Annotated in this window: 10 protein-coding genes and 1 pseudogene; 5 read left to right on the top strand and 6 right to left on the bottom strand. The window is 66.5% G+C overall.

All coding sequences use genetic code 11. From position 1 onward, the window contains the following. Positions 1–612: ATP-dependent RecD-like DNA helicase (locus MKK65_RS22840; RefSeq protein WP_243960336.1), on the bottom strand; the 612-nt coding region annotated here is incomplete at its 3' end. 245 nt (positions 613–857) lie between these two features. On the opposite strand from MKK65_RS22840, the gene MKK65_RS22845 reads away from it, so the two are divergent. Next, complete coding sequence (locus tag MKK65_RS22845; RefSeq protein WP_243960337.1) at positions 858–1,844, top strand: SDR family oxidoreductase; 987 nt, start codon at positions 858–860, stop codon at positions 1,842–1,844. 231 nt (positions 1,845–2,075) lie between these two features. Here MKK65_RS22845 and MKK65_RS22850 read toward each other — a convergent pair whose 3' ends face one another. Together MKK65_RS22850 and MKK65_RS22855 are read right to left on the bottom strand one after the other, a co-directional pair. Continuing rightward, complete coding sequence (locus MKK65_RS22850) at positions 2,076–2,735, bottom strand: carboxymuconolactone decarboxylase family protein (RefSeq protein ID WP_243960338.1); 660 nt, start codon at positions 2,733–2,735, stop codon at positions 2,076–2,078. Between the two features lie 191 nt (positions 2,736–2,926). Continuing rightward, the gene (locus MKK65_RS22855) at positions 2,927–3,313 is read right to left on the bottom strand and encodes a hypothetical protein (protein ID WP_243960339.1); all 387 of its coding nucleotides are present in this window, start codon (positions 3,311–3,313) and stop codon (positions 2,927–2,929) included. 589 nt (positions 3,314–3,902) lie between these two features. Between MKK65_RS22855 and MKK65_RS22860 the strand changes: the two genes are divergently transcribed. After that, positions 3,903–5,459, top strand: coding sequence for a tyrosine-type recombinase/integrase (locus MKK65_RS22860; protein WP_147909630.1), 1,557 nt, complete (start codon positions 3,903–3,905; stop codon positions 5,457–5,459). A 222-nt stretch (positions 5,460–5,681) separates the two neighbouring features. Then, positions 5,682–5,936 (top strand): annotated as a pseudogene (locus MKK65_RS31600) (transposase); the annotation flags it as partial. 930 nt (positions 5,937–6,866) lie between these two features. Here the strand turns inward: MKK65_RS31600 and MKK65_RS22870 are convergent. Genes MKK65_RS22870 through MKK65_RS22880 form a run of 3 tightly spaced genes read right to left on the bottom strand, consistent with a single transcriptional unit; the run spans position 6,867 to position 9,100 of the window. Further along, a complete protein-coding gene (locus tag MKK65_RS22870; RefSeq protein WP_147909631.1) occupies positions 6,867–7,397 on the bottom strand; it encodes a hypothetical protein in 531 nt (176 codons plus the stop codon). A 24-nt stretch (positions 7,398–7,421) separates the two neighbouring features. Next, on the bottom strand, positions 7,422–8,375 hold the full coding sequence (locus MKK65_RS22875; RefSeq protein WP_147909632.1) for a helix-turn-helix domain-containing protein: 954 nt from the start codon (positions 8,373–8,375) through the stop codon (positions 7,422–7,424). Continuing rightward, positions 8,372–9,100: a hypothetical protein gene (locus tag MKK65_RS22880; protein WP_147909633.1), complete on the bottom strand. Its 729-nt coding sequence runs from the start codon at positions 9,098–9,100 to the stop codon at positions 8,372–8,374. Before MKK65_RS22880 ends, MKK65_RS22875 begins: the two co-directional genes overlap by 4 nt. 174 nt (positions 9,101–9,274) lie before the next feature. Between MKK65_RS22880 and MKK65_RS22885 the strand changes: the two genes are divergently transcribed. Further along, positions 9,275–11,389, top strand: coding sequence for a MobA/MobL family protein (locus MKK65_RS22885; protein ID WP_279596912.1), 2,115 nt, complete (start codon positions 9,275–9,277; stop codon positions 11,387–11,389). 257 nt (positions 11,390–11,646) lie between these two features. Then, a complete protein-coding gene (locus MKK65_RS22890) occupies positions 11,647–11,925 on the top strand; it encodes a hypothetical protein (protein ID WP_147941245.1) in 279 nt (92 codons plus the stop codon). Positions 11,926–11,956: the final 31 nt, after the last annotated feature.

The following is an 11,956-nucleotide window of genomic DNA, read 5'->3' on the forward strand; positions in this document are numbered from 1 at the left end:
GCCGCGGATGTCCTTGGCCAGCCGATACGGGTCCTCGGTCATGACCGCGATGGCGTCGTGCCCGTAAGTCTTGAAGATCCGCACCGCCCGCGCCGTGCCGACGCCGTGGGCGTGCAGGAACAGCATGATCTCGCGCACCGCTTTCTGCTCGGCCCAGCCGGCGATGATGCGGGCGGCGCGCTTCGGGCCGATGCCGGCGACCTCGGGAAGTCGCTGCGGCTCGGCCTCGATGATCTCGAACGTGCCCTCCCCGAACGCCGCGACGATGCGCTTGGCCATGGCCGGACCGATGCCGCGCATGTGGCCGGAGGCGAGGTATTTCTCGATGCCCTCAACCCCGGTGGGCGGCGTGACCTTGAGGGTGTCAGCCTTGAACTGCACGCCGTGCTGGCGATCCGTGTGCCAGATGCCGGTGGCGGTGATCCACTCGCCGGCCGCGATGGCGGGGGCATGGCCGATTACCGGGACGAGGTCACGCTTGCCCCGAGCTTGGACCTTGAGCACGCAGAAGCCGGTCTCGGGGCTGTGGAAGGTGACGCGCTCGATGGTGCCTGCCAGCGCCTCGACGGGCTGACCGCGTTCAAACTGCCGCGGTCGCCCTCTCTCAGTCATGGGATACGTCCAGGCGGCGTTCGTTGACGCTTCAAACCGCTACTGGCTCAAAATCTCGGAGCAGACGGGCAGCGACTACGAGAAGATCGGCCAAGCCTGATGAAGGCACAATGGCGACGCGGTGCCCCGCTCGCGAGTTCACCAGGTTATCCGCTACACTTGACGACCCGCGGTCTCTCTGCCGCAGGAACACGACAATCCTGCTCTGGTTCGCTGATCGAGATCGACGAGCGGGAGGGCGAGACATGGCGCAAGTGCGCGGATCTACGGTCGTTATCACCGGCGCGTCGAGCGGCATCGGGCGTGCCGCGGCTTATGCCTTTGCTGCCAGGGGCGCCAGCGTCGTTCTCGCTGCCCGGCGTGCCGATGTTCTCGACGATGTCGTACGCGAGATCCGGGACGGTGGTGGCGCGGCGATCGCGATCCCAACCGACGTGACCAACACCGACGCTGTCTTCGCGCTGGCGGAAGGCGCGGCGAGGGCGTTCGGTGGCATCGATGTCTGGATCAACAATGCAGGTGCTGGCGTATTCGGGCCGCTCCTCGACGCTCCGCTCGACCTGCACAGGCAGACGATCGAGATCAACCTGATGGGTGCGATTCACGGTGCCTATGCCGTGCTGCCACACTTCCTGCGCCAGGGGCACGGCACGCTGATCAACACGGTCTCGATGGGCGGCTGGGCCCCAACACCGTTCGCGGCAGCGTACACCGCGAGCAAGTTCGGCTTGCGCGGCTTCTCGGCCAGCCTGCGCCAGGAGCTTGCCCGGCATAAGCACATCCACGTCTGTGGCGTGTTCCCGGCCATCGTCGATACACCCGGTCTGGAGCACGGGGCCAACGTCACGGGCAAGACGCTCAACCCAGGCCACGTCTACTACGCGCCCGAGGATGTGGCCGAGGCCTACCTGCGCTTGGTTCGGCACCCACGACACGAGACGGCTGTAGGCTGGCCGGCCCGCCTCGCCCAAGCTGGCTACGCGCTTGCGCCCTCGCTGACCGAGCGTGTGATGGGCGCAGGATTCCGCTTCGCATTGGACCGGGCCGATCCAGGACCACGGACCCATGGGGCGCTACGGGAACCGATCCCACAAGGAACGAGCGCTGACGGCGGCTGGCGGGCGCGCAAGGGTGTACCGTCGGCGGGAACGATGAGCGCCGGGATCGTTTGGGCCGGTGTCGGCGCCGCCGTTTTGCTTGGCGTCGCCCTGAGCACGCGGAAGGCCCGATAGCGGATTGTATTCTCGTCTGATCGGACGGCGATCCGTGAACCGTCAACCGCGCTGAGCGTCGATCCTGGAACGATGTCGCTCCGCCGCCGTGGCAGACATGCGAGCAAACCTGGCGTTCGGCCATGGAGCGGCGCTACGACAGGCGTTTAGGGCGTGTGCGGGCGGATGTCCGCCGCGCCGGGGATCCAGCGGGTCCCGACAACAATCTGCCAAGACCGCTTGTCGCTCGCCCTACCGTTCGCCCGGCTTGAACGGGGGTTCCTTGCCCGGCGGCACGCCTTCCTCGGCCATGCTCAGCAGCATGGCCACCGTCACGTAGGTGCCGGTGAGTGTCGTCAGGTCCACTACGCCCTGCTCACCCAGCACTTCCTTGACCCGAGCGAAGGTTTCATCCGAGACTGCATGCTGCGTGGAGAGCTCCATGCAGAAGTCGTACACGGCCGCCTCGTCTGGCTTCATGCCCTCCGGCCGCTTGTTCGCTTTGAGATCCGCCGCCACCTGCTCGGAGAGTCCCGCTTTGATCGCCAGCGGGTAATGGGCGTACCACTCGACCTGCGAGCGCCAGAGGCGTCCCTGGATCAGGATCGCGAACTCATTCAGTCGCGTCGGCACGGAGGTGTGCCAGCGCAGGTAGTCGAGCAGGTCGTACATCCGCTGAGCCATCTCGGGGCTTCGGATCATCGGGTTGTACGGGCCGGCGAGTCCGACGCTCGAGACCTTCATGATCTTCTCACCAACCGGACGCTGAGCAGGCGTAAGCTGCTCGAGGGTCAGCTGCGGGAACCGCGGTGGGTGGTCGGATGCTCCCCAGGAAGTCTGGGCAAACAGCCAGCCACCTGAGGCCGCGACGACAGCCAGCGCCACGGTCTGGCCGGTTTTGAGCACGCCCATCGAAGTTCCTCCAAACGCGCGGACTCGTCTCAGCGAGCCGTCGTGCTCCAGCATAGTCCGCCAAGCGTCAGAGAAGATCCAGCAGACCCCTTTTGGTCCTGAGGTCTGTTGTTATGATGGCTATAACCTTCGCGTTTTTTGACACTGTCGTGCTGGTCGGGCGGCGGTGAAGTATGGGCGGCGGCGTACGGTCAGATCCGATGCCTGCTCCACACCCGCTCGACGGCATTACCGCTATCCTCAGGCCGCGTGTTGAAGGCGATCGGAACTGTCGGTGCAGCCTCGCGGGCTGTGTTGATGAGGACTTCGAATACAGCCAGGTGCCGTGGCCAGGAGCGCACGCCGGCGCCGATCACGAGGCAGTCGTAGGAGCCGGAAGTGAGCATCTGCCGCAGGATCGGGCCGGCTTGATCGTCCGGTTGTATGAAGCACTGCTCAGCCGTCCAGCCGCGGTCGCGCATATCCTTAAGCGCCACCTCGATCCCATGGTGGATCTTCTCGGCATTTAGTCCGGGCGGGAGAGCTGGGTCCGAGAAGTCGACTGAGGTAGGCTCATAGCCCACCATCAGAATACGCATCGGACCCTCCGGCTTCGGACACCGGACTGTGCCGGTCGCTCCGCCAGCTAGCGGTCACGACGGCGGCTGCAAGGCATAACGCTCAGGCTCGGAACATGTGGTCGGCCGCTCGTAGAGGCTCACGCTGAGGCGTACAGACACGCCTTTCGTGTTGCATCCGTGTTGCGTGGAGCACCCGCAAGCGCCTCGGCTCGAGTTGTAAGCCTTTGTAAAACAACGATCCGTGTTGCTACGTGTTGCGCCCTTAGGCTACCGGATACGGGCCAGGAAAAACCCGCCAAGTCATTGACTGGGCGGGTGAATCTCTGGCGACCCCGGTTGGGCTCGAACCAACGACCTGCCGCTTAGAAGGCGAAGGCTCTAATCCGGTGGGTGGGGGTATCCAGGCTCGTGTCCCGAGGGGGGCTACGGACCCCGCCTACCCGCAACCCATTGTCAGAGAACCTTAAAAAATACCGAACGCCAGTTCGCTTCTACGTCGGTTTCTGCCGAATGGCCAAATTCCGATTACCTATCAGGCCGATGCTTGTTTTTATTAAGTCGTCCTAGCGTCGTCCTAGCTGTCGCTGGCGGGGAATGGGAGGGAACCATGGCAAGCGAGCGCATCGAGATCCGCCAGACGACCATCGTCAAGGCGAAGGCCGACGCACTCGCTGGCGTCCGGCGCGAGATCAACGACGTCGAGAGCAGAGGGTTGGTCCTACGCGTCCAGCCATCGGGCTGCGTTTGGCAAATGCGGCTCCAGCATCAAGGCAAGGACCGACGGATCACCATCGGTCCAGTCGACGTCTGGTCGCTCGCGCATGCCCGAAGCGCGGCCAGGAACGTCAAATGGCACGTTACGTCCGACCACGGGGTACCCGACGCATACTGGATGAAATCCCTGCATGACACCCTGTCGTGGGAAGACCGCAAGACGGAGCGGACGGGAAAGGCGGACCCGAAGGATCCCAAGCCGCCCCGCGCCCTCATCCATGCGCGGGAGGAGCAGGTGACCACCTGGACCTACCGGCAGGCCCGAGATGCATGGGCGCGGTGGCTCGCTGCCGAGGCCGAGGTAGGCAACCTGACAGCCGAGACGGTGAGGAACTATGCGTCCGTCGTCGGCTGCCCGGCCATGCGCGACCTCGACCGCATCCCCGTGGCGCGCATCGCGGCGTCGGACGTCGCCAAGGTGACCGCTGCGCTGGTGAAGGAGGGTAAGCGCAGCCAGGCCCGGGACGTCGTGCGGGTGACGAAGAGGATGTTCGGCTGGCTGGCGGAGCCTGCCCAGGAACGGGAGTCGGGCATCGACGGCAGCGTTCTCGACCGGCTGAAGGCCCCCAAGCTCGGTGCCGTGAAGGCGCAGCAGCGTTTTCCCGACCTGAACCGACTCGGATTGGTTGTCGCGACGGCACGCAGCGGGGCCATTAGGCCTGTGATCGCGGCCGCGATGGAGTTGCTCGCTTGGACGGCGCAGCGGCGACTGACCATTGCGCGAGCCCGCGTCGAGGAATTCGAGGCGTGGTCCGCATACGAGGGTTGGGGCATCTGGCGCGCCGGGCACCGCAAGACCCCGAAGGCCAAGGCCACCGGGAAGCCGCACAGTATCCCGCTTCCCCCGCCGGCCTGGGCGGCCGTGCAACGCCATTTGGCTTGGCTGGCCGAGCACAAGCCAGGGACCAAGTGGCTGTTCCCGACCCGCAGGCCCGCGAAGCTCGGCGTGCCGGCCAAGAGCGGGCACGTCGAGGTCGGGACGCTGACGAAGAACCTGCCGACGATCCCGGGCGCGGACATGAGCCCGCACGACGTACGACGCTGCTTCTCCTCCGTGCTCGCCGAGGCCGGGCACCACTTGGCTTTCGTCGGGTACATCCTCGATCACGCGACGGCGGGCTCGGAGACGACTCATGACGAGCACCGGATGACCCGGCGCTATACCGAGGCGGAGCTCCTCTCCTTCAAACGTCCCGTCATGAAGACTTGGGCAGAATTGCTGGAACCTGCCGTCGAGTCGGCGAAGTTGCTGCCGCAGCCGGAGCTCAAGGCCGAGATCGTACGGCTACGCGACATCCAACGGGGCGTCACCCGCGATGCAGAGAAAGCGCGCATGAAGGCCGGCAACGCCGAACGCTACGCGGCAGGGAAGATCATCAAGCAACGGTAGCGCACGGTGCGGGACACCGTCATCCCGGCAATCGGCTAGTAAAACGCTGATTCAATCGTCGAGCGGCTTCCACGATGTAATCCACTAGTTTGACGTCACCCCGTATTTTCGGACCCCCCGACTACTTCTGGAATACAATCATGGAGGATGTCGCCCTGGGCAGGGACATCGTACGCCTCCACGTACGCCCGAAGGACCCGCAGGAAAAGCGTCCGCTTGACCATGCCGGTCAGCTGCGACACCGTCCTGCGCTTGATCCGTCGTCGCGGGACCGTACCGTCTCCGCCGCCGCGGGTGGTCGGCATCGACGATTGGGCGTGGCGGCGCGGTCGGTCCTACAACACCATCGTGTGCGACCTGGAGCAGCGGCGCGTCATCGACCTATTGCCCGGCCGCTCATCGGCACCGGTGCGGGACTGGCTCGCCGCCCAGCCGAGCGTAACCGTCGTCGGCCGCGACCGCTCGAGGCCCTATGCCGAGGCTGCGCATATCCGCGCCTTCGCCGATCTACTGCGCCAGAACGATACCACCGGACTGACGCCGTGGCTGGAAGTTGCAGCCGCGACCGATCTCGGCGGCTTCGTCACAGGGCTCTGGCAGGACGAGCCAGCCGTGCGCGCCGCCATCGTCGAGCCCTGGAGCAACGGCCCCGTCGAGGGGCAGGTCAACCGCCTCAAGCTGATCAAGCGCAGTATGTGCGGCCGCGCCGGATTCGATCTCCTGCACCAGCGCGTCCTGCATGCTGCATGAGCCGCGGTCGGCAAAGCTTGATCGGATGCCAACCTTTAGCACCGAAAGTGCGGAAGGACCCTTATTCCACGCTTAAACACAGCTCGCCGAGCTTCCCGAATTTGGTGAACCAGCCGCACGCCCGCTACCAGCAACACTGCAGGTGGGCTCCTTTCGACTGCAACAGATGATCGACCGCACCGTCCGAGCGTTGGCTTTCGCCGAGTGGCGCGAGGGGAATGCCCTCGCTAAACTCTTTCATGCACGCCGTGTGGCGCGGCGAAAACGGCGATCCGAACGCCAATCGTGCGATCGGGAAGCGGCGGACCTCGCTTCTTCAAATCGTCGAGGGAGTCGCTCCGCTCAATTCGGCGAGCGAGCAAACCCTCCGCATAGAAGCCGCGCGCAAGGACCATGAAACGAGGAAGAAGCGGATCGTGGCGTGCGGGCGCGCGACGGTTTCGCTCGATCTCCTGGTCTCTCTCGGCAAGTTGGCGCAATCGCAGGTCGATACGCTACGCCCTAAACTCCACAATCGGTCCGAGCACTGGCGCCGTGCGATGTATCGCAACGCGACAACCTTCGCGCCCGACCTCACCGGCACCGGCGATCACTGTGTCCGGCCAGCGTATCGCAGTGATCTGACCTGGTCATACCAGCTCACCCCGCCGACTCGATTCAGCCGGAGGTCCCTGTCTTGGTCATGGCTCTGCCAAGAGCCTGCCGCAACAGGGTCTCGGCGGAGGCTGTGTCGACGATCTCTTCTCCGTTGGGACCGCAGAGTTCTGCGGGCCGATTATGCTGGGACAGGACCCAATTGATGAAGGTCTTCGCGTCACAAAACGGCGCCGGCTCAGCGACGGACTGCTCTTCCCAGTCGGTAACGATCTCCTCGGCCCAGTCGGCACAGACCTTCGAGATGGCGGTCATGGCGGAACCGATGATGACCGGGTCGAGCAGGGACTGAAGCGCGTTGTCGAGGGCCCCGCCATCCGCCGCGGCCTCCTCCATCGCCGCGTCGAAGGCCGCGAGCCCGTTGGGCTTGAAGGCAACCGCGTCGAGAAAGGCCTCGTAGCTCGTGATGATCGAGCCTAAGCCGGAGTTCCAGGACCGGATGAAGCCTTCGAGGTCAAGACGGGCGATGATGGCCTCGGCCTGGAGGCGAGGCAGCGAGGACGAGATGCGGTGCGTGGGGGAGAAGGGCGTCATGATAAGGTCCTTAGGTTTTTGGGCTCAGATGCCGGCGGCGATGATCATTGCCAGGCGATGGATTGCCTGAAGCTGGGCGCTGGGGATGACAATGTCCGGCCCGTCGCCGGCCAATCCGGCGAGCAGGATGCGGTCGCGCCGGGCCTCGACCAGACGGCCGAGGAGGATGTTGGTCGCCGGTGCCGGGGCTCGCGTCAGGACGATCACGTCGTCGCCGGGGCGGATATCGGCGCGGGGCACGGCGACCACGGTCTCGCTGCGGCGGATGCGTGGGTCGAGTCCATCATCAGGCCAGATGATCGCGTAGACGCCGGGCCAGCGCGCCAGCGGCATCGGCCTGATCATGTGGTGCAGTTGCACCCCGTCCTCGACGCGAAGAGCCTGTCCATAGCGCTGTCCGAACACCGGGATCAGCGCCGACATGGCCTTGGAGGCGGTGTCCTTCCCGCTATTGAGCGTAGAATGGGACCGCAGGCGCAACTCGAGCAGATTGAGCACCGCATTCTCGAGCGTCGGCTCCATCTCGGTGGAGGGGTCGAGGCGGTCGAGTTCGCGGTCGTAGGCGCGCTGCTCCCGGTCGCGCCGCGCCTCCTCGGCGAGCACGCTGTTGCGCTCGTCCTCGCTCCAGTCGGCGGGCAGGTCGGGCTTGCGCGGCGTAGGATCGCCCGGGTCGCGGACGCGCGGGGCAAGATAGGCCGGCAGCCGCGGCGGCGGGGGAAGTCGACGTGCCGGGGTGGGGCGCTCGGGAACGCTCGGGTCGTCACTCTCTCCGACGAGGTAGGAGACCGAGCAGCGCAACGCGGTAGCGAAGCGCGCCAAGGCATCTTCGCGGATCACGGCCTTGCGGCCCCTCTGCAAATCTGACACGAAGCTGCGATTTACGAAGGCACGTCTCGCCAGTTCGGCCTGGGTAATGCCGACCGCGACCAGCCGCTCGCGCACGCGCTGCGCCAGAACCGATTCCGGCTCGCCCTTCACCGGACCTCTCCACCGTTATGATGATGATCGTCGGCCTCGCCACCACTCCGGCGTTCCCCGGCGCGTGTGGGAAGAGGGGCGCGGGGAACGAAGCGGTCGACCGGCCCGGATGGCTCGACGCCGATCGACGCCGGGACCGCCGCAGCATCCGGAACCGACGTTGCCGCCGCCGAAGAAGACGATGACGCGGCCGTCGCGGCGACCTTCGCGTCCGCCTCGCCCGGCCCATCGTCCTGACGGGGCTGGCGCGAGCGAGGAGAGAGGCCTGCATATGAGGCGTCCTGGACGTGGCCATCGTAGCGCGCGATCAGCGGCGCCAGCTTCTCGAGCCCGCACTGGCCGCGGAAGGCCACGACCCCGGCCCGGATCGACCTGAGGCCGAGGCCCTCGAGCAAGGCGACGTCGTCCTGGCTCGGCGCGCGGGCAAGCCGCAACACCACCTCGGTCTCGTCCGCGTCCCGGTCCCCGCCCGCGGGCGGGGCCGTGCCCGCCCGCAGCGCCAGCACCTGCCAGGCCTGACGGGCCTGGACATCTCCCGGTCCCGCCGCGGCATCGGCAAGAGCAATGCGCACCTGTGCCGCTGCCTGGCTGATCCGGTCCACGGGCAGTGCCGCGAGTTCCCCGATCAGGCCGGCCGCCACCGCCTCGCAGGCGTTCCTGTACTCGGCCTGCGCCTCCGTCGCCCTCGCGCGGGCGTGGACGACCCGTTCAAAATCCCATTCCATCCGACGTCTCCGACACGCACGCTCGTCAGCGGCTCAGGATCACAATGTCGGATTTAGCTCGACACCGCAACAGAATAGTGGCATCGGTAGTACGCTTCCCCACGGGGAGGCCAAGCCTCCGGCCACGAGTTATGCGCAAATCCGACAGATGGATAAACGGAGTGTCGGACGGTCATGCCCCTCTCCTTCGCCTCCTGCGAGATCCTCAGCCTCGCCCGACGCGGCATCGCCACAGCGGCGGCCTATGCCGAGCGCCGGGTCCTGACCGACGACACCGGCGCGGTGCTCTACCGGCCACGCCGGCATGATGACGCGGTCACCGGCTTTACCCTGCTGCCGGAGGACGCCTCCGCCAGCTTTAAGGATCCCCGCGTCCTCTGGTACGCGATCGAGCGCCGGGGGCGATCGATGGGAACCACTAGGGTGGTCGGCTTAAGTTTCGTGCTCGGTCTGCCGCGGGAGGCGGAGCTGAGCCTGCCCGAATGCGCCGCCCTGGTGCGGTGCTTCGCCGAACTCCTTCACGACAGGCGTCTGCCGGTGCGGGCCGATATCCACCGGGTGCTCGATGACGACGGACACGTCGCCCATCGCCACGCCCATCTCACCGTCGGGCTCTACCCCGTGATGGGCAGCGAGATCGGACGCACCCTAGAGCGGCGTTGGCTTCCGGTGGTGCGAGGGCGGCTGGTACACGCCCTCGACTGGTCGGCGATCTGGACTCGGGTGCAGGCCGAGTTCTTCCGTGAGCGATGCATCGACCTTGCCGTTCCGCCGCCATCCGGGCTGGCCGAGCCACAGGTCACGGGCCGGCCGAAGCGCGGGTCGAAGGCTGTGCTTGCCGGTCGCAGCCGCGAGCAAGCCCGCGATGACGTCCGCACCGGGCGACGCCTGCTTTCGACCGATCCGGCGGAGGTGCTGCGCATCCTCACCCAGGCGCGGTCGATCGTCTCCCGGACCGAGCTCCAGGCCTTCCTGGCGGGCGCCGGCCATGAGCCCGACGCCGTTGCGGATCAGGTCGCGGCTGTGCTCGGGCACGAGGATGTGATCCGCTTCCGGGCCGCCGCATCGGCGGTGGCCGACGAGCCGCTGTTCACGAGCCGTCTTGCATGCGAGCGCGCCGCGACCATCCTCGCCGACGTGGCAGGGATGCGGCACGTGAGCGTGTCGCTCGCCCCGATCGCGGCCGGCCTACTGCCGGAGTTGCGGGTGATCCTCGACGGGATCGGCGCGGCATTGGATCCTGATCGGCACCTCGTCGTGGTCTGGTCGGATGCCTGGCTGCGTCGCGAGCTGGCGGATCAGATGCCCTGGCCGCGCGGTTGCCGCCAGATCGCCGCTCGTCACCTGGCCGAGCTCGATCGACGCGATGCCGCGGTCCTGCGCTGGTCGCCCGGGACGACTGTGGTTGTTCTCTCCGCCGACAGGCTCGACGATGTCGAACTCGAGATCCTGGTTGCACGCGCATCGCGGGCCGGAGCGGCTTTGCGCCTCGGCGTCGTCCTGGAGGGGCCGGTCACTCGAGCCGAGCGCGGCATCGCCCCGTTGCTTGTCGAGCAGCTCCTCGGCACCGCCCTGCCACTCCCCCGCCGCGACGCGATCTCGCTGCAAATCCTGCAGCAACGGCTGGGCCGGCGTGGCGACGCCGGGCCTGCGCAAGCCTCATATGACGACATCGCCGCCGTGACGATCGGCTCGAATCGACCGGACGTCGGCGCAGCCGATGCAGAAGATGACGCGCGCGCGGGCGGCATCAGGGCGGCGGATCTCCCTGCGATGAGGCTGACGCCGCGCCAGGCCTGGGCCGACCCGCCCAAAAACGCCGAGATCCTGGTGCGAGATCCGTCCGATTGGCTTTGGGCCGGGTCCCTGCTGCGGCACTCTCCGCATCTCGATGTGTCCTTCGCCATCGCCGGAAGCGACCGCGCATTCATCGCCGGCGTGATAGAGCACATTCGCTGGGGACGGGATGCTCTGGGGGCTGTGATCGGGGTGACGACATCGGGGGGCGGGTCCGGGGCTGGTGCCGCATCCAACCCCATGGCCCCATCACTGACCGCCGACGATCCCGCAGACCGCGACCTCCCGCTCATGGATTCCGACGAGCCTGATGGTCTCGATCGCGACACCGAATTCGATGCCGAGATGGCAGCGGACCCCGATCCCAAAGAAGAACTTGATTACGGTGACTGGGATGCCGATCACGATGAAAGCGACGAGCATCGCGAGACGGGCGATGCCGACGCATACGACGAAGACGATGACCCTGAGGACCCGACGCCGGAGTTCTGAGCCAGGCGATCGTCCCTCGTACCGCGCCAGCCCGAATCGCCGTACGATCACGATCAACCGGTCAGCGGTTCGATTCCCCTCAGCTCCACCAGGGGTCCTTGCGCAAATCGCAGGATCCAGGTGGTCGTCGAAAGTCACGTCATGTCAGTAGCTTAGCTCGAGCGTCCTGCTTCAGCCGCGTCTCTGGGGTGTCTCCGGGGCCGGATCACCGGCCCTTCGGCCCCCGGTCTCCACAGGCCTCATTCCCGTTTCCTGCGATGCTACCCGCGGTCCTCGATTGGTTCTTCCGCGACCGCACCAGCGGGCGCATCGTGATCGGCCAGTGGCCGAACACGCCGCTGTGGCTTTTCGGTCTGATGCTGTCCGTCGCTTGGATCGCGGGGGAGGATACCGCTGTCGGGCGGTGGGCGGATCTCGCATCGAGGATCGCCCTTGCGGTCTGGGCGGGCGATGAGTTGCTGCGCGGGGTCAACCCGTGGCGGCGCTGCTTGGGAGCCGCGGTGGTGATCGGGATGGCGGTGCGCCTATTCGCCTGATCGCTTCCGGAGGCGATGACGTCAGCCGTGG

The organism is Methylobacterium sp. J-001, assembly GCF_022829565.1.
In the GTDB taxonomy this organism is placed as follows: domain Bacteria; phylum Pseudomonadota; class Alphaproteobacteria; order Rhizobiales; family Beijerinckiaceae; genus Methylobacterium.